Genomic DNA, 22,637 nt, shown 5'->3' with positions numbered 1-22,637 from the left:
CTTCACTTTTATGCTTTTATGCACTAAATTATATCGCAAAACTATTTTTAATAGCAAGTATTTTTAGATATTTTAAAAATTTTCCTATTTATATGTGACATGTCGCGGTAGCGCTTTACTGTATTACCACATTAAAATATAGGATACCGTTCGATATAAGAAAAAACCTCAATGGACTATCAAGGCCATTTCTTTTCGAGACGGTATCCTATTCATCTGCTTGTTTTATTTTTCTTATAAAACTTTCGTTTTTAAAGCTCGTCTTAAAATTTTCCCTGTTGTATTTTTAGGCAGCTCTTCTAAAAATTCAATTGATCTCGGGATTTTATATTTAGCTAAATGTGCCTGACAATATTCGAGCAGTTCTTCCTTGGTTAGAGATGGATTTTTGCTGACAACGAAGCATTTTACCGCTTCTCCAAAATGTGGATCCGGAACACCTAGAACGGTAGCTTCGACAACGTCCTGGTGGTTGTAAATCACTTCTTCAACCTCACGAGGATAAACATTATAGCCTCCTACAATAATTAAATCCTTCTTACGATCCACTATATAAAAATATCCATCCTCATCTAATCTGGCTAAATCACCAGTATAAAGCCAGCCATCACGAATAGCTGCTTCCGTTTCCTCTGGCATCTTATAATACCCTTTCATTACATTCGGGCCGCGAACAATTAACTCGCCGACTTCTCCCACGGGTACTTCTTCCCCTAGCGGGTTCACCACTTTATTTTCAACATTAACGATCGATGTTCCAATCGAGCCTGGTTTTCGAGGACGATCCATCGGATTAAAACACGTAACCGGAGATGCTTCTGATAGCCCATAACCCTCAGAAATTCTCACCTGAAACTTTCTCTCGAAATTTTGAAGCAAAGCGACCGGCATAGAAGCTCCTCCAGAAATACATAAACGAAGGGAGTGAAGATCTGCTGGGTCAGAGTCGGGATATTGATATAAAAAATTATACATAGTTGGGACCCCTGCAAACACAGTAGGTTTATACTGCTTGGCTAAGGAAAAAATCTCCTTTGGACTAAATTTCGGCACGATTAATAATGTGCCGCCCTTCATTAACGGAGCATTTAGAGCAACGGTTAAGCAAAAAACATGAAACATTGGCAATGCAGTAATCACACAATCATCAGCGTTAATCCGCAGGTAATTACCGATATCCTTTGCATTGCTGTATAAATTGCGATGGGTCAGCATCGCCCCTTTTGGTTTTCCCGTTGTGCCCGACGTATAGAGAATAACGGCTGTATCGTCATTTTGAAGCTTAGGGCCTTTAAAATGGTCGCTGCCACGGGCCAAAACATCTGAAAACGTTTTCATTTTATTGCTTAGTTGAAGAGTCTCACTAGATACAGATTCATCTGTACTGCAAATAATAAAATGAGTTACATTCGGAAGCAGCATTTGCATTTTTTCAGCTAATGGAAGTAATAAATCTAAGGCAATCACTACTTTAACATCACCATTTACAAGGATATATCCAATTTCGTCAGGAGTATAAATTGGATTGATAGGAATCACCGTTGCTCCAAGACGCAACGCCCCATATAGACTAACAATAAAATGTGGGGAATTCCCTACTATCAAGGCAATATGGTCTCCTTTTTTTACCCCTAACTCGCTAAGCCCAGCCGCGAATTTGGATACGGCTGTGTCTAGCTCTTCATAAGAACATGGACTGTCATTAAAAATATAGGCTGTTTTTTGAGGTAGTTCCTTTGCAATTTTTTGCAATTGCCAGCTTAGATTCAACTTCCATCTCCCCTTTGTCCAAGAATGAATGATTACTCATTCATGAAATATTTTAAATTTTCTAAAATTATTATAATGGATGCCGTTTTCTTAATCAAGCAAAGCCGTCCGGATTTTTTTATTTAAATCACCAATTATAGTCTTTACGCTTTATTTCTTCTGCCTTAAACATTTATATAAAGTTCTTCAACTAGTCTGTTGATTTACGCTCCAGGCGCTTCGCTTTCCGCGGGGCTAGTTGGGAGCCTCCTCGGCGCATTCGCGCCTGTGGGGTCTCCCATACCAGCTACTCCCGCAGGAGTCTTCGCGCCTTCCGCTCCAATCAACAGGTGGTATCATAAAGACCTTCATCCCAATTAATAAATAATAAAAATAAGTGGTAAAATCAATGTTTAAACCAAAAGGAGAAAGAGTTTTACGGATTCAACTCATTAAAAAGCGAACACCAATAAAAGAGATTCAAAAGCACTTAGCAAGGCTTAAAAAAGTGTGTTAAAATACTATATTTACCTCCCTGTTGATTGGAGCGGAGGGCACTCGACTCCTGCGGGAAAGAGAGGTCACTGGAGACCCCGCAAGCGCTCCAAGCGCTGAGGAGGCTCCAGGACCTCCCCGCGGAAAGCGAGTGCCCGGAGCGGAAATCAACAGGCCCCTTTGCATGTACTTCAAATAAATTCGGTATTTTGGTTGTGACAAATAAAAAATGCCGAGAAAATGCCATTTTCTCGACAATCTGACGGTGCAAGGCACCGTTTAAGATTTAATATAATAAATTGATAAATTCGTTAAGGGTGATATTCCCAAAGTAATGTTGAATCTGTATTGATTCAAGAGCATCCTCAATCGCTCCACGTTCGTAGCGAATCCCTTCGAGAATTCTTTCTATTTCACTTACATCCCCGACTCCAAAGAAATCCCCAAAAATTTTGCAGTGTTCTATTTGGCCTTTGTTTACTTCTAATCTTATATCAATTTGCCCGACCGGAAAGCGATGTGAATGCTGTAAATTGAATTTAGGAGATTTCCCGTAATTCCAGTCCCAGTTTTGATAACGTTCCTTTGAAAGTTGGTGAATCTTCTCCCAATCATTCTCAGTTAGTACATACTCTGGTATTTCCTTCGCTTCCCCGAAAATACTTTGTAACAGCATGGATCGGAAATCCTCAATCGAAACTTCTTCTGATAAAAATTCAGAAATATTAGCAACACGGCTTCGAATCGATTTGATCCCTTTTGATTCAATTTTATCTTTCTTCACCTTTAGAGCAGAAACAACACTGTCAATTTCCGAATTTAACAGGAGTGTTCCATGGCTGAACATTCTTCCCTTCGTCGAAAACTGAGCGTTTCCTGATATTTTTCTTCCCTCCACAACAATATCATTTCTCCCGCTCAGCTCGGCCTTTACACCAAGCTTATTTAATGCCGCAATGACAGGCTTTGTAAATTTTAAGAAATTATGAAAGCTCTCGCCATCATCCTTTGTAATAAAACTAAAATTTAAATTCCCTAAATCATGGTAGACAGCCCCGCCCCCTGATAGCCTTCTTACAACATGGATTCCGTGGGCTTCAACATAATCTGTGTTTATTTCTTCAATTGTATTTTGATTCTTCCCGATTATGATAGATGGTTCATTTATATAAAACAACAGATAGGTTTCGTTAATATCCAGGTTCTTTAAGGCGTACTCCTCAATCGCTAAATTAATGCGCGGATCGGTAATTCCTTTATTATCAATAAACAGCATGATCTCACTCCTTATGTAGTTTCTAACCTATATGATCTCAATTGTCATATCCTGAGCAGCTAATTTAATAGGGCCGCTATAATACTGAGAAGCTTCTTTCACAAGCTGGTTTAACTCACCAAAATGCGGCAGGTGGGTTAGAATCAGTTCTTTTACATTTGCTTGGCTTGCCAATTTTCCAGCGTCAAAGCTGGTCATATGCCCTGCACCTTTACCATCTAAATTTCCATAAAGATTACATTCACACAAAAGTAAATCTGCACCAGCACTAAATGGAATAAACTCATCTTTAAACGAAGTGTCTGCGGTATAAACTAATACCCTTTGCCCAGCTTCTATTCTCATTGCATAACATGGTACAGGGTGTTCCGTTTTCATAAACCGAATCAAAAAAGGTCCGATCGTTAACGTACGATGTGGGTCATAAGCAATCCCCTTTGTAATTTCCTTATAGGTAAGCTTGGCAAATTCCTGCTCATTAAATGAATGGCCGTATAAAGGTAAAGTGGGGACATGCTTACCTAAAAAACCTTGAATGAGCCGGGCATGCTGCAATACTCCGATATCAGCAATATGATCAGAATGGTAGTGAGATAATAGAACTGCGTCTATTTCTTCCGGGTTAATCAAATTTTGCAGTTTTGATAATACCCCGCTGCCACAATCAATTAACAATCGAAAACCCTCATGTTCAAGAAGATACCCTGAACTAGCCTCATTTGCTTTTGGATATCCGCCCCAACAGCCAACAATCGATAATCGCATGTATACGCCTCCCGTAAAAAGTCTGAACCAATATTATTACTATACTCGATTTAGCCCGTTTTTTACATTTTTGCATATTGTTTTAAAACAGCCATTGACTGAATAATCGTGTTATAATACAATAAGTTCAAACATTTAAAATTTTCTTACATTTCAAACAAGAAGGGGGACGCACACCATGTTAGAGAACGCTTTAGAGTTTTTCAGAAATTTGCCACCAAAGAATTGTACGGACTGTGGGAATCCAATCGAAGAACAACATGAATGCTATGGTAATCAATGTGAAAAATGTTTAAGTGTTACGATTATTTAATGAGTTATGACAACGATTCGTTTTTATTTCATACAAAAGGCTGACCCCTATGGAGTCAGCCTTTGTTCTATTCTGCTATCCCAGAAAAACGACGTTTATGAACAGTAGTAAAGTACATGATGGTTCCACCAACAAACAGAAGGATAAATACAAAAAGGACCCCGATATTATGCCACATAAATAATAAGTCACCACTTGAAATTACTGACTTAAATCCCTGAACCGTATAAGTCATTGGCAAGAATGTATTAAAGCCTTGCAGGAATTTAGGAATTAATTCAAGCGGGAATGTTCCTGCACTTGTAGTCAATTGCAATATCAAAATGACGATCGCTACAAATCGGCCAGCGTCCCCCATCGTGGTTACTAATACTTGAATTAAGGCAAGAAATGTTAGGCTTGTTACAACCGAAAACAAAACAAACAAAGGAACGTTTTGGACGTCGATGCCAAGACCAAAAATTAGCACACTTACAGCAACCAAGGCTTGAATAATGCCCACACCTGAAAGAATGACAAATTTACTAGCAAACCAGCTAAGTGCATTTCTTGGCACTCCAGCAGGCTCTCTTAACGGAAAAACAATCGACAGCAATAACGCACCGACAAATAATCCAAGCGATAGGAAATATGGTGCAAATCCGGTACCATAATTAGGTACTTCATTGATTTTTTCATTCTTCACGTTTACTGGTGCGGCAAACATATTGTACGTTTTTTCATTTCCGTTAACTGCAGAAGCTGCCTGTGCTCCATCTGCCAATTTATCCGCTAATTCGTGAGTGCCACTTTCTAGCTCAGAATTTCCAGAGGAAAGTTGTTCCGCTCCATCAGTTAATTTCCCCGCACCATCGACAATTTTCGATGCTCCCTCGGTCAGCATGGTTAACCCATTAGATAATTCCGAAGAGCCTTGAGTAAGTTTGACCGAACCTGCACTAGCTTCGGCAAATTTTTCACCAAAAAGCTTCATTCCTGAATTAAATTTTTCGTGTCCAGTAATGATTTCCCTAGCTCCGTCATCAAGCTGCACACTGCCGTTTGCAAGCTGATGGACGCCGGCCTGAAGCTGCTTTTGCCCTTCATTCAGAACACCGAGCTTTCCTGATATGGTATCTGCTCCATTGGCCAACTCCCCTGCATAGCCAGCTAACGTTGCATTACCGGCAGATAATTGTTTACTTCCAGCTGCTAATTGTGAGAATGTTGCTTTTAGCATTTCTTGTTGTTCTGGCGGTAATTGACTTAACATCGGACTTAATTGCTGCTGTAAACTGGTGATACCCTCGTTAAGTTGATTAGCTGAATTAGCAGCTTTTTCCGCTCCTGCTTGCCAATTTTGCAAAGAGGTTGACAAATTTTGCGAACCTTTTTGAAGCTCTGCTGTACCTAGGACCATTTCAGGGAGTTTACCTTCAACTTGCTGCAAACCGGATTTTGTTTGGGCAATCCCGACCGCCAGCTCTTTTTCCCCGGTTAATAGTTGGTCTGAGGCGGTTTCAAGCATCATGTGCTTCTCTTGTAATTGCCCTAAACCGTTGGAAAGGGTTTGTGACCCTGCTGCAATTTCTTTTATGCCTGAATCAGCTTTCACCATTCCCTCATTAAATTCAACCGATTTATTGGCGAGCACCGATAACGAATCATATAGAGTTTTTGACCCATCTTTTAATTGAATCGCGCCATCGTCTATTTTTTTTGCACCATCACTGGCTGCTTCCATTCCATCTGCGAGTTCTTCCACTTTTGAAAACATCGTTTCAGCGTAAGTTTCGGAAACCTTTTGTGACAATGATGCTTTAATTTTTTCAATCGCTGTTCCACCAATTTGAGCAGAAAGAAAATTATAGCTCTCATTTGGAACATAAACTAAATCAAGCTTTTGAGGATCTTTATCTAATAAGGTAGTAGCATTTTTTGAAAAATCACTCGGTATTTCAATTAACATGTAGTATTTTTGTTTTTCTAAATCTTTCATTGCTTGTTGCTTGTTATCAACAATATCAAACTGAAAATCCTGACTATCTTTGAGCTTTGCAACAAGCTCATTTCCTAGTTTAATCTCTTCTCCGTCCAAAGTTGCGCCCTTATCCTCATTAACAACAACAACCGGAAGATCGTCTAAGCGATCGTACGGATCCCAAAATGCCCACAGAAACATTCCTGTGTACAATACGGGGATGAAAAGAATGGCTATGATCGGGATCAGAAGTTTTTTGTTTCGAATGATAAAATTCCATTCTTCTCTTATTAAATTTTTTCTCACAGTAATGCCTCCTAAAACATTATGACTAATTTGTTCATTTGGTCACAAAAGGGTTAAAAGCAAGGATCGTCTATCCAGACAATCCTTTAAAAATGTAGCGTTCAAATAGTTTGGCAATCTGTTCTTTTGATAGAGGTTCGTGTTTTTTTTCCCAATCAAAAATCAAGGCAATGTAAAACTTAATTATAATAAACGCAGTGATTTCAGGATCACATACCTGAATTTCTCCACGTTTTACACCATTCTCCAGCTTTTCCTTGATATAATTAATGATGGTTGACTCTACTTTTTGAATCACTTCCTCCACTGCCGGAGTGCCCATCTCTCTTTCCTCTTGAAAGAGTTTAATCATTAATTGATGCTTATTACGAAACTCAATCATTTTAAAGAGGGCACGATGAACCACTTCATGGAAAGTAAGTGATGGGTCAAATGATTCATCAGCAGCTGCTCTCATTTCATTTATTAAGCCCGTAATGATTTCATCAAACAACTCTTCTTTATTTTTAAAAAAAGTATAGATGGTTCCCTTGCCAACATTGGCTAGCTTTGCAACCTGATCCATTGTCGTGGCTTTATATCCAAATAAAGAAAATGATTTTGTTGCAGCATCAATAATCATTTGCCTACGGTCTACAACCATCGGAACACCTCTTTCTAATAAAATGACCAAATGAACAAAACGGTCATTTAGTACAAAACTAATGTATCAAAAATAAATAAAAAATACAAGTAGGAATAAAATAAAAATATAAAAATCAAAAAAAGCAGCTGTTTCAATCAATCCAGCTGCTCCATCGTTATTTTTTTAGGAATTCAATTACTTTCTTAACAGCAGCTTCTGCTTGATCAATGCAATCTGGAACCCCGATTCCTTGATACGAGCTCCCTGCCAAAAAGACTCCCGGAAGCTCTTCTGACATTTTTTCTGTAACATCATTGATTCTATCTTTATGACCGACAGTATACTGGGGCATCGAATCTTTCCAGCGGGTTACGACCGACAATTCTGGTTTAGCCGTGATATTCATGATTTTGTTTAAATCATCTAATACGATATTGATAATCTCATCATCTGATAAATCAACAATCGTTTCATCACCCGGTCTGCCGACATAACAGCGAAGCAAAACCTTCCCTTCCGGTGTACTGTGGGGCCATTTTTTATGGGTCCATGTGCAAGCCGTAATGGAAAAATCACTGTTTCTCGATACAACAAATCCGGTTCCATCGATGTCCTTTTTAATCGCTTCCTTTGGAAAAGCAAGGGCGACGGTTGCAACTGAAGTTGCCGGAACGTGTTTGAACACTGAGAAATATTCATATTGAGAAAAAATAGAAGCAGCAGTATGGTGCGGAACGGCAACAATAATGCTGTCAGCTAGTATTCTCTCCTTGCTGTTTAGCTCCATTTCATAGCCTTCTCCAAGCTTCTTGATCGATTCCACTCTGTATCCTTTCATAACGGAATGCGGCTGAAGTTTGGCCTCAATTGCCTCGATGAATGATTGCAGTCCGGTCGAAACGGTTAGAAAAATACCCTTTTTAGAACTTGAAGTAGGGTTATTTGATTGCTGAGGTGTCTTCCCTTTTCTCATCCCAAGAATTAAGCTTCGATGATTTTTCTCGACTTGGTAAAACTGAGGAAAAGTAGACATTAGGCTTAATTGGTCAATATCTCCGGCATAAATTCCCGATAATAACGGCTCAATTAAATTCTCTAATACTTCATCCCCCACTCTCCGTCGAAAAAAATGACCAAGTGACTGATCACCCTTCATGTTTGAACGGGGAATAATTAAATCTGCGGCTGCTCTTACTTTGCCGGCAACTGAAAACAATCTTGTTGTAATAAATGGAACTAATTCGGTGGGAATGCCCATGATCGAACCCCCGGGCATCGGGTATAATTGTTGATTAGCCACTACAAAAGACTGTCCTGCAGAATTATTAATTAATCGGTCCGCTATTCCTACTTCCTTCGCTAAACGTACCGCACTTTGCTTTCTCTCGAGGAAAGAATCCGGCCCTCTTTCAATAACATACCCGTCCTGGACAAATGTTTGCAATTTCCCCCCCAGTCGATGGGATGCTTCAATCAGTTTCACTTCAAAAGGTAGATTTTGCAATAAGGCTTCTTTTTGCAAGTAATATGCTGCCGTAAGCCCCGTAATTCCGCCCCCGATAATCACTACCTTTTGTTTTCTCTCCAACATCGTATAACCCTTCTTTTCAGTAAAATTCATTAAAGAACTGACAATCTATTTAATACAACTGATGCCAGTGCATCAATAAATTCTGGCTGGGAGTTCGGCATTTCCGGACGATAATAACTTGCACCAACCTTGTCAGTCACTGCTTTACATTCAATATCATTGTCATATAACACTTCTAAATGGTCAGCGACAAAGCCGACTGGTATATAAACGAACGCTTTGTAACTAGCTGTCTCGAATAATTCAGCCGTTAAGTCCTGAACATCCGGTCCGAGCCATGGCTCTGGAGTTTTACCTGCACTTTGCCAACCAACGGAATAATTTTTAATATTGGCAGCCTCAGCAATTAAATCAGCTGTTTCTTGAATTTGCTGCGGATATGGGTCACCCATTTGAACAATTTTTTCTGGCAAACTATGAGCAGAAACAATCAACATAGCATGTTGCCGTTCTATTTCTGGCATTTGCTCAAACGTGTTCCGAACCTTGTCGGCCCAATAATTAATAAACTTCGGTTCCTTATACCAGCTTTCAACCGAAAGAATGCTAAGGCCTCCGAGCTTCTCCGCTTCTTCCTGTGCACGACCGTTATAGGATTTTACGCTAAAGGTTGAAAAATGTGGAGCAAGAACGATACTAACTGCTTCACGAATTCCATCCTCATGCATTTGCTTCACCGCATCCTCGATGAATGGTTCAACATGCTTTAATCCTAAGTACATCTTAAATTCTATTTCATTCTGGATCTTGTTCAAATGTTCTTCGAGAGTTTGAGCCTGTTCCAATGTTATTTTACCTAATGGAGAAATTCCTCCGATCGCTTCATAACGTTCCCTTAAATCTTCCAGCAATTCAGGTGAGGGCTTACGTCCGTGGCGAATATGTGTATAATACTTTTCTAGGTCTTCTTCTTTGTTCGGGGTTCCATAGGCCATAACAAGAAGACCCATTTTCTTTTTTGTCATATGTCTCCACCTATTCTCTACTTTTATCTACTAGAGTATTTTCCCAAAAAAGCATAAACTTTACCACAAAAAAACACTGTAGTTAGAAAAGAAGCCCCAGAAAAGTAGCTAGCGATCCTTCAATAGAAGAGATTCACATAGGAACTTTAGGGGCTGTAGTCTTCAAAAGAGCTTAATTTGGAAATTAACCTCTTAATTTTTCAGCTGAATACTCATGAATAAAGGTGGTTAATCTCTTTAATGTATCTGGGTTCACGGAAGGGAATACACCATGACCAAGGTTGAAAATATATCCAGGTTGAGCCATTCCTTGATCTAAAATAGCCTTTGCTTTTTCTTCAATAACTTCCCATGGAGCTAGGAGAATGGCTGGGTCTAAGTTCCCTTGAACTGTTTTCTGAATGCCCATAGCTCGAGCTTGTTCGATTGGCAAGCGCCAGTCCAGACCAACTACATCTAGTGGTAAGTCATTCCATTCTAATGCTAAATGGCTTGCCCCAACACCGAACATGATTAATGGTACTCCTTCTTCTTTAAGAGCCGAGAAGATACGAGTCATGACCGGTTTAATGAAATAACGATAATCTTGAACATTCAAAGCGCCAACCCATGAATCGAAAATTTGCACGGCTTTAGCACCAGCTTTAATCTGTGCTTTTACATAAGTAATCGTCGTTTCACCCAGCTTGTCCATTAGAGCAAACCATGCTTCTGGATTGGTATACATAAACGCTTTCGTTTTGTTATAGTTTTTAGATGGACCGCCTTCAATCATGTAGCTCGCCATCGTAAACGGCGCTCCGGCAAAACCAATTAACGGAACCGATAATTGTTCTTGTGTTAAAATGCGAATCGTTTCAAAAACATATGGAAGATCGGCTTCTGGATTAATTTCGCCAAGTTTTTGAACGTCAGCTAAAGAAGTGATTGGATTTGAAATAACTGGTCCGATTCCTGCTTTAATATCTACGTCTACCCCGATAGCAGGTAGCGGTGTCATAATATCTTTATAAAGAATAGCTGCATCAACATTATATTGTTCAACCGGTAATCTTGTTACATAAGCACATAATTCCGGTTGATGCGTAATTTCAAATAATGAATATTTTTCTTTAATCGCTCTGTATTCGGGTTGGGAACGCCCTGCTTGACGCATATACCAAACTGGAACATAATCTGTTTTTTCGCCTCTAGCTGCTTTTAAAAATGTTTCGTTGATCACTTTCGACATTAATTTTTATCCACCTTTCAAGACTGTCTGATTCTCCTAATAGTATATATTACCATAAAGTAAAACTTATAAAAAATACCGTTGCCATAACTGTTTCCAATATATCCTTTAAAATAATAGTTGTATAGGTTGCGTTTTCAAATGTCGATAAATTGACGTTTTTCATGTGTTATTTTTTATAAAATAATTCATTTTTATGAAGGTAGGAAAGATGATTTTGCTGAATTTATATATATAAGTAATATTTGGTGATTTTTTCTAAAGGCTCTGTTAAATCTGGCTGTTGATTTCCGCTGCAGGTGCTCGCTTTCCGCGGGGGAGTCCGGGAGCCTCCTCGGCGCATAGCGCCTGTGGGGTCTCCCGTGACACCTTCTCCCGCAGGAGTCTCGCACCTTCCTCTCCAATCAACAAAGTGTTCAAAATCAACATTATTCTTTAACACAGCATTTCTAAAAAAGAGGTGAGTTTGATGAATGTTTTTATGACGTCAGGGACGTTTGACTACTTGTTAAAAATAAAGACTATGCACAGTCAGGAAACGATGCTTCTCATGATGTATGAAGATACAGCCGTGCTTCTTCATGAAACAAATGGAGAAACCGTGTTTAAAGAACCAAGAAGCTACGAAGTCATTGAATCTGTTGGACAGATGGATTTTGCACGATTTGTTGTTATGAACCATATACCGGTTACAGATGATGGGCGTCCATTGTTTGAACACCGCTTTAAAAACAGGGATCGCGCTATTGATCAACGGCCAGGTTTTGTTGGTATCCAGGTACTCCGTCCACTTTCATCCGATACCTACATTATTTTAACTTTATGGGAAGATGAATCCCATTTCGAAGAGTGGAAGAAATCCGAAGCTTTTGGTAAGTCACATCAAAAATCTGCGAAAGGGTCCTCGGGCGAAAAGCCTCCAATAAAGATCTTTTCGGGTGCATCATACGTGACCAAATACTATATTCCTGAAAATGAGGATAATTAAGAAAGGATAGGGACTATGCATTTGCTGGCGTCCCTATCCTTTCTTAATTTTTGAATCCTTTGGCGCTCACATCTTCTCCTAGATTTCATATTCTGTATTACATCCGGGACCGACAAACTAACACCGCGGATGAAGAGAGGAGAGTAATATATGGGCGTTGAATTAACAGCCCTTCATTGGATATATGTTGCGTTTATTTTCCTAATCATTGGGTTTATGGTCATGAGGCGGGACACAACCCTTGTTTGTATTATCGGGATCTTTTTAATTGCAATCACCGCAACTGGCTCACTGAGTGCTTCTGTCAGCAGTATTTTCAGTAGTTTTATATTTGCCATCACAGAGCTTCTGTCAACGATTCTAGTCATTTCCATTATTGTCGCGATGAGTAAAACATTGACGACAACAGGGATTAATGATGTGATGATCTCACCTTTTACTAAATTAATTCGAACCCCGGCCCTAGCCTTTTGGACGATTGGAATTTTAATGATGGTTATTTCTTGGTTTTTTTGGCCATCACCAGCAGTTGCGCTATTAGGAGCTGTCTTACTGCCGGTTGCCGTAAGGGTTGGACTCCCGGCATTGGGGGTAGCAATGGCAATGAATTTATTTGGCCATGGTATTGCCTTGTCCGGTGATTTTATTATACAGGCCGCCCCAAAGCTTACAGCAGATGCAGCTGGGCTCCCCGTTGGCGAAGTAATCGATGCAAGTATCCCGCTAGTATTTGTGATGGGACTCGTGACAACGATTGCTGCTTTTTATTTTTTGAAAAGGGATATGAAATTAGGAAGGTTAACTGCCACTCCTCAAGAAGCAATCTCCTCACCCCTTACATCACAAGACGGAGAACAAAGTTTATTATCTTTAAAACAAAAACGGTTGTTCGCATTAATGATTCCTTTATTATTTGCTTTAGATGTCGCCGCTATGTTCATGCTTGACTTACAGGGCGGCGATGCGACGGCACTAGTTGGCGGTACTTCCATCTTTATTTTGCTCATAATTACCTTAGTAAGTCACCGCAATAGCGGGCTTGAGAAAACAACGGAATATTTGATCGATGGATTTCAATTTGGCTTTAAAGTGTTTGGTCCAGTCATCCCGATCGCAGCATTTTTTTACTTAGGGGATTCTGGGTTTGCAACAATTATTGGAGACTTTCTTCCTAAGGAATCACACGGTATCGTCAATGACCTTGGTGTGGCACTAGCAAGTGTCGTTCCATTAAGCAAGGAGGTCGGCGCTGTCACACTTACGGTTGTTGGTGCGATAACCGGCTTGGATGGTTCGGGTTTTTCCGGTATTTCGTTGGCCGGCTCAATTGCAAACTTATTTGCAACCGCGATTGGAGCAGGCGCAGCAACCCTTACTGCATTAGGGCAAATTGCCGCCATTTGGGTTGGAGGCGGGACTCTGGTCCCATGGGCACTTATTCCTGCTGCAGCCATTTGTAATGTCGATGCCTTTGAACTAGCACGTCGAAACTTGAAACCCGTCACAATCGGCCTCGTCGTCACCACCATCGTCGCCATGTTTTTAATCTAGCACCGCATCACCTCAACGGGGGACTGTCCCTCATTGCTTTAAAGCAATGAGGGACTGTCCCCCGCTCGTTTACTGCGTTGAAGTATCAACGCTGCTCATTAATTTTGTGGTATATATTCCCAATAAATAATAATTAAGGTTTATGAGGAAAAATTTATATAATTACGGTCAAAAAATGTAGAACTCCGTCGAATACCTATAAAGGAATTTTTATAGGTATTTTTATTTATTTTTTTAGACTGGGGGATTAGGAGTTGGGTACTATTTTAAAAACTAGAAAACAAAGACTAGCCGATTTACGCAAAGACAAAATTCGAGTGCGTAATCAAAAAGTAACAGCCACCTCATTGGCGGGAGCCATTACCGTTCTTACACTTATGGGTACAAAAGTGAGCGCGTGTAGTACGGATTACACTGTAAAAAAAGGAGATACTCTTTACAGCCTTTCCAAAAAATATCAGGTTAGTATCAACCAGTTAATGGAGGTAAACGGTCTAACATCGGAAAAAATCTATGTAAATCAGCAGCTTTTAGTCCCGGATCAGCATATAGAACATTCAGAAGCAGAAGAGTCCTTAGGTCGTTATGCAGTAAAAAAAGGAGATACTCTTTACAGCCTTTCCAAAAAATATCAAATCAGCGTAAACCTTCTTATGGTTGGGAACGGTTTAACATCAGATAAAATTAAGGTCGGACAGCAACTACTAGTGCCATATGAAACACCAGAAATCCATCCAAAACCTACAGTAGCATTAGACGATATCTCAGGAACTTATACGGTTAAAAAAGGGGACACTCTTTACTCCATAGCTAAAAAATATCATATTAGTGTTAATGAATTAGTAAAGGAAAATAACCTTCGAAATGAAAAAATCCTGATTGGGCAAAAGCTATCCGTTCCCACTGAATACCATAGCAAAGAAAAAGAAGAAGTATATACCGTTGCCGCTGGTGATACTTTATGGGGAATTGCCAATCGATTTGGAGTTACAGTTGAAAATCTAAAAGAAGCAAATGGCCTAAATCGAGATATGGTTATTATTGGCCAAAATTTACATATTCCAGGAGTAGCATTATATACAGATGCAACCGTTATCGGGGCGTCAGACTCTTATAGTGTAGAGTTTGATAAAAACGGAGAACAACTCATGTTAAAAGTACCATATGGCACTGCCTCAAAATACCAAAAAATGTCCGGAAAAACTGGCACATTAATTCATAAAAACGGAGCCGTTATCTCTTTTTTCTAATAACACTACTTAATAAAAAGACTGTGTTAAAGCTCAGTTTTGATTTTTTACACAATGTTGATTAGAGCGGAAGGCGCTTGACTCCTGCGGGAGCAGCGGGACAGGCGAGACCCCACAGGAGCTTTAGCTCCGAGGAGAAGGAAAAGAGGAAGCGGCTTGCCCAGGGGCGACAGGCATAAGCCAATCCGTCAAGAAGGTCGTTCTTTGACCTTCTTGACGGATTGGCTGTAGACCTGCGAGCCCCTAGCCGCTGCAGCTAGACAGGCTCACCGCCCGCCCCGCGGAAAGCAAGCGCCTGGAGCGGAAATCAACAGTCAAGTTTAACAAAGCCAATAAAAAAAGGAAGCTAGCCAAATGGCTAGCTTTTTGATTTTTTAAGGGAGTTTAAAATTTTAACGCAATTTATAAAATAAAAGGGAGGTTTTTAAAACTTTAAAATCTTTTTGCTTAGTGCATTTCCACGCCCCTAAGCACGCTTAGAAAATCGAGGTTCCTAAAATTTATCGATTTTCGAGTTTGGGTTTTTCCGAACCCTGTTATATCAAAATAATTGTTAACGGATTATAATCGGTCGACTTCGTTGTTCGCTAATTTTTGCTTTTTTAGCAACCCCTTGTCTTCCTCTTGACTTTATAATAAAAGTTGAGTATGTAGATCTTATGGGGAAGTTATGTGGAAGTTATGAAGATTATTAAATAATTACTATATAATGATAAGATAAGTTACACAAGGAGAGATCATCATGGAAAAGACCATCTTACTAGTCGATGACGAGAGAATGATCACCGAGGTTCTTGAAGCCTATTTAATTAAAGAAGGATACAATGTTGTAACCTCCGATAATGGCCTTGACGCTTTAAGAAAAGCAGATTCGGTTAAACCAGACCTCATTGTTTTAGATTTAATGCTGCCAGATATATCGGGTGAAGAAATTTGCCGCCTGCTTAGAAAAGAATCCGATGTTCCAATTCTTATGCTGACTGCAAAATCAGGCGAAGAGGAAAGAATCAATGGCATCGTTATTGGAGCCGACGATTATGTTACCAAGCCATTTAGCCCTAAAGAAGTAGTCGTAAGGATTCAAGCTATTTTAAGAAGAACGGGTAAACAGGCCCCGCAAACCGATGATCAAGGTGAAATACTCACCTATAATGATAATGAACTTATCCTCGATCTGACAAAAAAGGAAATTGTTTATCGCGATGAAATTGTCAGTGTAACACCGATTGAGTATAAGCTCCTATCCAATATGGCTAAATATCCTGGACGGGTTTATAGCAGAATGGATTTATTGGAAAAAATACAAGAAGACGGTATTTCGTATGAAGGTTATGAAAGAAGTATTGATACACATATCAAAAACCTTCGAAAAAAGATTGAATCGGACCCACGCGAACCGAAGTATATCCTGACCGTATTCGGCATGGGTTATAAATTTGGAGGAGTACCGGATGCTAAAAACGCTTCGCGCTAAAATTCTCTTTTACTTTCTCTTAGTTTCATTATCCGGAATCTTAATCGTTAGCTTCAGTATTCAATGGGGATTTGAAGCAAGTTTTAATCATTATATAAATGAAGATCGCACAGAAAGAATTAACCAGCTTGTAAAGGCATTAAAGCTAGAATACAAAGAAAATAAAACATTTACCGGTGAACGAGTTACTCAACTCCTCTACCAACAAGCAGCAACCGATAGTCTGTATTATAAAATATATACACCTGATCAAATTCTGCTCATAGACTCCACTTCGATTAGTTCCGATATCATTCCAACAGCAGATGATTTACGAACCAATCCGTATCAAGATGATAACTGGCAAACATCAATGGAATTAATCAAAGTAGATGGAAATACCATTGGAATTCTTAAAGTTTATTATCCAAAAGGGTTTGTCGATAGCGAATCCGTGTTTCTGCAAACGATTCAAAAATACATTGTCATTGCCGTTGTCATTACGGTTATCCTTGCACTAGCATTTAGTATGTTGTTTTCCAGCAGACTAACGGCCGGGCTAAAAAGTTTATCTGCAGCAGTGGTAGAATTGACAAAGCATAAACAAAATGTTCGCGTTCCACTCGATAATCTATCGGAAGAAATGAAACAATTAGGAATCGCCTTTAATGAACTGGCTATTTCTCTAGAAAAAGAAGAAAGACTGAGAAAAGAATTTACCGGAGACCTCGCTCATGAACTTAGAACTCCGCTCGCCACTTTACGCAGTCAAATCGAAGCTTTTCAAGATGGAATTTGGGAGCCGACACCTGCTCGTCTTGGACAAAGTCACAGCGAATTAATGAGATTGGTTAGATTGGTTAATGAGCTTGAAAAATTATTGGCAGCTGAAAATCCGCAAATCCGACTTAATAAAACAGAACTGGAAGCAGGAAAGCTGCTAGCTTCTATTCAAAACTTACAAACGCCTATTTTTAAACAAAAAGGAGTTAATCTTGTCGTCAAATCTACTGAACAAGATATATTCTTTAAAGGTGACCTCGATAAAGTTACGCAAATCCTCACCAATGTGGTGAACAACGCATTAAAATACACACCTGAAGGCGGCACCGTTAAGATTTCTTCAGTAATTGAAGACGAAATGGGTGGTTTTCAAATTAAAGATGAGGGTATCGGAATTGCCAGTCAAGATCTTCCTCATATCTTTGAGCGATTTTATCGAGGGGATAAATCACGGGCAAGAAAAACAGGTGGTGTCGGCGTTGGTCTTTCCATTGTAAAGGCCTTAGTTGATGCCCATAAGGGAATAATTAAAGTTGAAAGTCAACTAGATAAGGGAACAACATTTACTATTCTATTCCCATTTGATTAATTTTTGCCCCCCATTAACACAAGTTCTCTTAGTTCATATAAGAAAAGCTGACTAGCTGGGTTTTTAATAACCCACAAGCTTGGTCAGCTTTTTTCTACGTTTTCCTTTACGATGTGCTATAGCTCCAAATGATAATAATCTTGAGAGTGATAGGCTTTAAAACCGCAAGTTTCATAAAGCCTCAGTGCTTGGTTATTTTTCGCTTCCACTTCAAGAAAAATCGGATAGCCTTGCTGTTGTTCCTTTAAAATAACTTTTGATAAAGCCTTTCTGCCAATTCCGATTCCTTGAGAGTCAGGAAAAACACAAAATCCATATATCCATGCCTCGCCATCAGTATGGGACACGCGAATTTTCCCCACCGCTTCCCCACCAACCTCAATCATATAAAACTGCTGATTTGCTTCCTGTTTAATTTGACGGTTAAAATTGCTTGCTTCGTCCATTTCAAATCCAAAGCATTCAACATCCAGTATAATCTCCGTTTCAAAATCATTAGGCGTTGCTACTCTCACCAAAACATCGTCTGTGTCACTAAGCTTCGTTTCATGCCATTTCATTTGGTATTCGGTAAAAGCATATTTACAAGGAATACTTTGAAGAAATCCTTTTCCAGAAGCTGAGTTTCCAGGTGCGTTAAGGAGGATCTCAGTGATATCCCGAGACTTTATTACCATTAGTGCCTTCGTGACGAGGGATGAGAAAATACCTCTTCTGCGAAATTCAGGTGCAACCATTCCGCAAGCTTCTATTTTATGGCCAAACCCGTAAAGTCCTAAAAATCCAACCAGCTTGCCATTTTCATAAAAAAAGAAATCATTTTCTTCCTTGCTATTTCTGGTTTCAAGCATATCCCAATTCAATTTTAATTCAATCGATTCCTCCGCTTCACACACTAACTGAAGCTCTTTAATATCTTGAAGCTGTTTTTCAGTCAACACCCATATCCCTCCTCAAGATAATTGACCCCCAGCACGTTAACGCATTAACGCACCGGGGGTCAGGCACCAGGCAATGTCTATTGTTTCATTTTTGGATCGAGGACGTCTCGAAGTCCATCACCCATTAGATTGAAGCCGAGGACTGTTAACATTATAGCGAGCCCCGGGAAAAATAATGTCCATGGCGCTTGAACAAGATATTGCTTAGAATCAGCCAACATCTTTCCCCATTCTGGCGTTGGTGCTTGGGCACCTAATCCAAGAAATCCTAAAGCAGCAGCCTCGATTATTGCCGTGGCAATGGCCAAAGTCCCTTGAACAATAATAGGCGTAATACTATTTGGCAAAATATGGTGAAGTAAAATTCGTGAATCTTTCATTCCAACTGCTCTTGCTGCCATAATATATTCCTCTTGCTTCACACTTAGAACCTTTGAACGAACGAGCCGACCAAAGTTCGGAATATTGATTACTGCAATGGCAATAAGCGCATTTTGCAGGGACGGCCCTAAAATCGCCACAACCGCAATCGCTAATAATATGCTAGGAAAGGCTAACATAATATCAAACGTTCTGGAAATAATCGTATCCACCCATTTCCCATAGTAGCCAGCGAGAATTCCCAGCAGTGAACCAATCACGGCCGAACCTAAAACAGAGAAAAAGCCGACCCATAATGAGATTCTAGCCCCATATAATATTCTTGAAAAAATATCACGTCCAAAATCGTCTGTCCCAAATAAATGTTCACTCGAAGGTGCTAATAATCTGTTCGTTAACTCCTGTTCCTTAAAACTATATGGTGCAATGAGCGGAGCGATGATGGCCAGAATAATGAAGAAAATAACGATTACCAAGCCAGCTAAGGCAAGTCGATTTCTACAAAAAGATTGCCATGCTTCTTTCCAAGGTGATATAACAACCTCTTCTTGACTCTCTAGGTCCATCATATGTTTGTTAGCTAGTTCTGCCAATTCTCTCCCTCCCCTATTGATTGTATTTAATTCGTGGGTCAACAAAAGCATACATAAGATCAACAAATAAATTGATTAACACAAACATTGCTGCAATAATCAGGATTCCTGACTGAATAACCGGATAATCACGATAACCGATTGCTTCATATAAGTACCTGCCGATTCCTGGCCAGCCAAAAATGGTTTCTGTCAAAATGGCTCCGCCCAGTAATAACCCGGTTTGCAACCCAATAACCGTAATAACTGGAATAATTGCATTTTTCAAGGAATGCTTATAGACAACCCAGAACATCTTCATCCCTTTTGCCCTTGCTGTTCGAATATAATCTGATTGCAAAACCTCCAGCATGGTTGAGCGGGTCATCCGGGCAATAATGGCCATCGGAATCGTTGCAAGAGCCATACTAGGTAAAATAAGATGTTTAATAACTTGAATAAATTGATCGGTCCGACCTTGAAGCAATGTATCAATTAAATAGAGATTCGTAATGGCTGTAATCGGATCCCTTACTTCTTCACGCCCTGTTGTCGGCAGCCAGCCCAATTCAATCGAAAAGGCCCATTGCTCCATTAAGCCAAGCCAAAAAATCGGCATGGAAACGCCAATTAATGCAAGGATCATCGCCACATAGTCAAACCAAGATTTTGAAAACCAAGCACTAATAATTCCGGCATTTACCCCAATAAAAGTAGCAATAAACATTGCTACTACAGTCAACTCAATGGTGGCAGCTAAATACGGCCAAATTTCATCATTGATCGGCCCTCTTGTTCTTAAGGATGTCCCCAGGTCCCCCGAAAGCAGAGCCTTTATGTAGTCTACATATTGTATATACCAAGGACGATCCAACCCTAATTCTCTCGTTAGTGTTTCAATCGCTTCTTTTGTTGCCTTTTGGCCAAGAATAACCTGAGCTGGATCCCCTGGAATCGCATGAATGATCGCAAAAACCACTAACGTCATTCCAAATAAAACTGGTATAAGCGAAAAGACGCGACGAACTGTATATGCAAACATGTTGTTCACCTCGTTTTTGTTAAAACTATATGCCCCACACCTTTAACGAGACATTTGAAAGTACCTATCCATTATTCAGCTAACAAAAGGGGAGTCCAAGCTCCCCTTTCAATCAAGTTTAGAAACTATTAAATTTGGTTGTCTGTGAAGCTATGTTCGGTCCTTCAAAGCTTATTTAAATTCAACCTTTGTTAACGCTTCAGACCCGGTTGGATGAGGTAAGTAATTTACAACATCTTTTCCAGCTGCTAAAAGTGGTGTGGAATGAACAAGCGGTACCCAAGGAGCATCCTCTTTAATGATAACTTGAGCTTGTTTGTAAAGCTCATTCCGTTTTGCTTGATCTGCTTCGGTTTGTGCTTTTATTAATACATCATGTAATTCGTCATTGCTGTAGTAGGAGTAGTTGTTGCTGCCGATGCTGTCCTTATCAAGTAAAGTGTATAAGAAGTTATCTGCATCACCATTGTCACCAGTCCAACCTAACATATAGGCAGGGAATTCTCCTTTGGCTGCTTTATCTAAATAGGTAGCCCAGTCTACCGATTGGATTTTCGCTTTAACACCAATTTTGCTAAAGCTTTCCTGAATGACCTCAGCAATTTTCATACCTTCAGGCATATATGGACGCGCAACTGGCATAGCCCATAAATCCATTTCAAAACCATTTGGATAGCCCGCTTCTTTTAATAATTCTTTCGCTTTTTCTAAATCATATGGATAATCCTTAACTGCATCATTGTAGCCCTCAATCGATGATGGCATTGGATTAATAGCGGCAACAGCTTGACCGCCATAAAACGCATCAATAATCGCTTTTTTATCAACAGCATAATTCAACGCTTGGCGAACAAGCTTATTATCAAAAGGTTTTACAGTTGTTTGGAAACCTAAGTAGCCAACATTCATTGAAGGACGCTTGATAACTTGTAAATTGGCATCACTCTTAACAGACTCTTCATCCGAATTATTTAAACCATCCATCACGTCAATCTCGCCATTTTTTAACGCGTTCAAACGAGCTGAGTTTTCTGGAATAACGCGGAAGATCAATTTATTTAGCTTAGGATATCCGTCCAGCCAGTAATCGTTATTTTTCTCAAGAACGATACGGTCGTTTTGTTTCCATTCAACAAATTTAAACGGACCAGTACCAACTGGATTTTCTCTAAATTTATCTCCGTATTTTTCAATCGCCGCTGGACTGGCGATACCGAAACAAGACATGGCCAAGTTCTTTAAGAATGGAGCTTGAGGTCTGGTTAGTACGAATTGCACAGTGTGTTCATCGACTGCCTTTACCTCCTTAATAACATGACCTTCCTCCCCTTTATAGCCGCCAAACATTGTGTAGTAAGGGAAATCGTCAGCATTCCCACTCATCCAACGCTCAAAGTTGAAAACAACCGCCTCTGCATTAAAGTCGGTTCCATCATGGAATTTAACGCCCTTCCGCAGATTGAAAGTATAGGTAAGCCCATCTTCAGACACAACCCACTTTTCAGCAAGTGCCGGGTGAAGCGTTGTATCCTGGTCTCCGTACTGGACAAGGTTTTCAAAAATATTAATGGTAATTTTGAAGGTTTCACCTTCTGTTGAGGTAATCGGGTCTAACGATGTTGAATCTCCACCGCGGCCATATACAAGTTCGGTTTTGTTACTGCCGCTATCCGAGGATTTTGAATCATCGCTGCTTGTCTCTTTAGACTTACTGCAGCCTACGAGAAGCATACTTATTGCGAGCATTGCTACTAGCATTAGCTTAAATGTTTTCTTTTTCATTTGCATTTAAACCCCCGTTTTCTATTTTT

General features: G+C 39.8%; 18 protein-coding genes. 6 read left to right on the top strand and 12 right to left on the bottom strand.

Features of this window, described 5'->3' with window-relative positions; translation table 11 throughout:
• Positions 1-234 precede the first annotated feature (234 nt).
• The 3 genes from ACI48O_RS02685 to ACI48O_RS02675 all read right to left on the bottom strand — a co-directional run bounded on the left by ACI48O_RS02685 (position 235) and on the right by ACI48O_RS02675 (position 4,285).
• Complete coding sequence (locus ACI48O_RS02685) at positions 235-1,770, bottom strand: fatty acid--CoA ligase family protein (protein WP_435560159.1); 1,536 nt, start codon at positions 1,768-1,770, stop codon at positions 235-237.
• A 760-nt stretch (positions 1,771-2,530) separates the two neighbouring features.
• The gene (locus ACI48O_RS02680; RefSeq protein ID WP_435560158.1) at positions 2,531-3,520 is read right to left on the bottom strand and encodes a lipoate--protein ligase; all 990 of its coding nucleotides are present in this window, start codon (positions 3,518-3,520) and stop codon (positions 2,531-2,533) included.
• A 27-nt stretch (positions 3,521-3,547) separates the two neighbouring features.
• On the bottom strand, positions 3,548-4,285 hold the full coding sequence (locus tag ACI48O_RS02675; protein WP_435560157.1) for an MBL fold metallo-hydrolase: 738 nt from the start codon (positions 4,283-4,285) through the stop codon (positions 3,548-3,550).
• 178 nt (positions 4,286-4,463) lie between these two features.
• Between ACI48O_RS02675 and yhfH the strand changes: the two genes are divergently transcribed.
• Positions 4,464-4,598 carry a protein YhfH gene (yhfH, locus tag ACI48O_RS02670; protein WP_435560156.1) on the top strand — a complete coding sequence of 45 codons (135 nt, stop codon included), beginning with the start codon at positions 4,464-4,466 and terminating at the stop codon, positions 4,596-4,598.
• A gap of 67 nt (positions 4,599-4,665) precedes the next feature.
• On the opposite strand, the gene ACI48O_RS02665 is transcribed toward yhfH, so the two are convergent.
• The 5 genes from ACI48O_RS02665 to hemE all read right to left on the bottom strand — a co-directional run bounded on the left by ACI48O_RS02665 (position 4,666) and on the right by hemE (position 11,276).
• Positions 4,666-6,864: a YhgE/Pip family protein gene (locus tag ACI48O_RS02665; RefSeq protein WP_435560155.1), complete on the bottom strand. Its 2,199-nt coding sequence runs from the start codon at positions 6,862-6,864 to the stop codon at positions 4,666-4,668.
• A 70-nt stretch (positions 6,865-6,934) separates the two neighbouring features.
• Positions 6,935-7,507, bottom strand: a complete 573-nt coding sequence (locus ACI48O_RS02660) for a TetR/AcrR family transcriptional regulator (RefSeq protein WP_435560154.1) — start codon at positions 7,505-7,507, stop codon at positions 6,935-6,937.
• Positions 7,508-7,664: 157 nt separating this feature from the next.
• Complete coding sequence (gene hemY / locus ACI48O_RS02655) at positions 7,665-9,080, bottom strand: protoporphyrinogen oxidase (RefSeq protein WP_435560153.1); 1,416 nt, start codon at positions 9,078-9,080, stop codon at positions 7,665-7,667.
• A gap of 29 nt (positions 9,081-9,109) precedes the next feature.
• Complete coding sequence (gene hemH / locus ACI48O_RS02650) at positions 9,110-10,045, bottom strand: ferrochelatase (protein ID WP_435560152.1); 936 nt, start codon at positions 10,043-10,045, stop codon at positions 9,110-9,112.
• 184 nt (positions 10,046-10,229) lie between these two features.
• Entirely contained in the window at positions 10,230-11,276 is a 1,047-nt protein-coding gene (gene hemE, locus ACI48O_RS02645; RefSeq protein ID WP_435560151.1) for a uroporphyrinogen decarboxylase, read from the bottom strand.
• Positions 11,277-11,745: 469 nt separating this feature from the next.
• Between hemE and ACI48O_RS02640 the strand changes: the two genes are divergently transcribed.
• The 5 genes from ACI48O_RS02640 to ACI48O_RS02620 all read left to right on the top strand — a co-directional run bounded on the left by ACI48O_RS02640 (position 11,746) and on the right by ACI48O_RS02620 (position 17,890).
• Positions 11,746-12,264, top strand: a complete 519-nt coding sequence (locus ACI48O_RS02640) for an antibiotic biosynthesis monooxygenase family protein (RefSeq protein WP_435560150.1) — start codon at positions 11,746-11,748, stop codon at positions 12,262-12,264.
• A 150-nt stretch (positions 12,265-12,414) separates the two neighbouring features.
• Positions 12,415-13,815: a hypothetical protein gene (locus ACI48O_RS02635; protein WP_435560149.1), complete on the top strand. Its 1,401-nt coding sequence runs from the start codon at positions 12,415-12,417 to the stop codon at positions 13,813-13,815.
• Positions 13,816-14,069: 254 nt separating this feature from the next.
• Positions 14,070-15,065, top strand: a complete 996-nt coding sequence (locus ACI48O_RS02630) for a LysM peptidoglycan-binding domain-containing protein (RefSeq protein WP_435560148.1) — start codon at positions 14,070-14,072, stop codon at positions 15,063-15,065.
• Between the two features lie 742 nt (positions 15,066-15,807).
• Positions 15,808-16,539 (top strand): response regulator, encoded by a 732-nt coding sequence (locus ACI48O_RS02625; protein ID WP_435560147.1) that lies wholly within the window; start codon positions 15,808-15,810, stop codon positions 16,537-16,539.
• Positions 16,517-17,890, top strand: coding sequence for a HAMP domain-containing sensor histidine kinase (locus ACI48O_RS02620; RefSeq protein ID WP_435560146.1), 1,374 nt, complete (start codon positions 16,517-16,519; stop codon positions 17,888-17,890). Before ACI48O_RS02625 ends, ACI48O_RS02620 begins: the two co-directional genes overlap by 23 nt.
• A gap of 116 nt (positions 17,891-18,006) precedes the next feature.
• Here the strand turns inward: ACI48O_RS02620 and ACI48O_RS02615 are convergent, their stop codons facing one another.
• From ACI48O_RS02615 to ACI48O_RS02600, 4 genes are all read right to left on the bottom strand, one after another.
• A complete protein-coding gene (locus ACI48O_RS02615) occupies positions 18,007-18,831 on the bottom strand; it encodes a GNAT family N-acetyltransferase (protein WP_435560145.1) in 825 nt (274 codons plus the stop codon).
• A gap of 77 nt (positions 18,832-18,908) precedes the next feature.
• The gene (locus ACI48O_RS02610; RefSeq protein ID WP_435560144.1) at positions 18,909-19,805 is read right to left on the bottom strand and encodes an ABC transporter permease; all 897 of its coding nucleotides are present in this window, start codon (positions 19,803-19,805) and stop codon (positions 18,909-18,911) included.
• Positions 19,806-19,818: 13 nt separating this feature from the next.
• Entirely contained in the window at positions 19,819-20,826 is a 1,008-nt protein-coding gene (locus ACI48O_RS02605; RefSeq protein ID WP_435560143.1) for an ABC transporter permease, read from the bottom strand.
• A 171-nt stretch (positions 20,827-20,997) separates the two neighbouring features.
• The gene (locus tag ACI48O_RS02600; RefSeq protein ID WP_435560142.1) at positions 20,998-22,608 is read right to left on the bottom strand and encodes an ABC transporter substrate-binding protein; all 1,611 of its coding nucleotides are present in this window, start codon (positions 22,606-22,608) and stop codon (positions 20,998-21,000) included.
• Positions 22,609-22,637 lie beyond the last annotated feature (29 nt).

It is taken from the genome of Neobacillus terrisolis, from assembly GCF_051233475.1.
Lineage (GTDB): Bacteria > Bacillota > Bacilli > Bacillales > Cytobacillaceae > Bacillus_BU.
This window is presented reverse-complemented; position numbering and strand designations above follow the sequence as displayed.

Coding starts and splice junctions, on each gene's coding strand:
- ACI48O_RS02620 (WP_435560146.1), top strand. CDS start 16,517: ATGCTAAAAACGCTTCGCGCTAAAATTCTCTTTTACTTTCTCTTAGTT.
- ACI48O_RS02605 (WP_435560143.1), bottom strand. CDS start 20,826: ATGTTTGCATATACAGTTCGTCGCGTCTTTTCGCTTATACCAGTTTTA.
- hemE (WP_435560151.1), bottom strand. CDS start 11,276: ATGTCGAAAGTGATCAACGAAACATTTTTAAAAGCAGCTAGAGGCGAA.
- yhfH (WP_435560156.1), top strand. CDS start 4,464: ATGTTAGAGAACGCTTTAGAGTTTTTCAGAAATTTGCCACCAAAGAAT.
- ACI48O_RS02675 (WP_435560157.1), bottom strand. CDS start 4,285: ATGCGATTATCGATTGTTGGCTGTTGGGGCGGATATCCAAAAGCAAAT.
- ACI48O_RS02660 (WP_435560154.1), bottom strand. CDS start 7,507: ATGGTTGTAGACCGTAGGCAAATGATTATTGATGCTGCAACAAAATCA.
- hemH (WP_435560152.1), bottom strand. CDS start 10,045: ATGACAAAAAAGAAAATGGGTCTTCTTGTTATGGCCTATGGAACCCCG.
- ACI48O_RS02625 (WP_435560147.1), top strand. CDS start 15,808: ATGGAAAAGACCATCTTACTAGTCGATGACGAGAGAATGATCACCGAG.
- ACI48O_RS02640 (WP_435560150.1), top strand. CDS start 11,746: ATGAATGTTTTTATGACGTCAGGGACGTTTGACTACTTGTTAAAAATA.
- ACI48O_RS02635 (WP_435560149.1), top strand. CDS start 12,415: ATGGGCGTTGAATTAACAGCCCTTCATTGGATATATGTTGCGTTTATT.
- ACI48O_RS02600 (WP_435560142.1), bottom strand. CDS start 22,608: ATGAAAAAGAAAACATTTAAGCTAATGCTAGTAGCAATGCTCGCAATA.
- ACI48O_RS02680 (WP_435560158.1), bottom strand. CDS start 3,520: ATGCTGTTTATTGATAATAAAGGAATTACCGATCCGCGCATTAATTTA.
- hemY (WP_435560153.1), bottom strand. CDS start 9,080: ATGTTGGAGAGAAAACAAAAGGTAGTGATTATCGGGGGCGGAATTACG.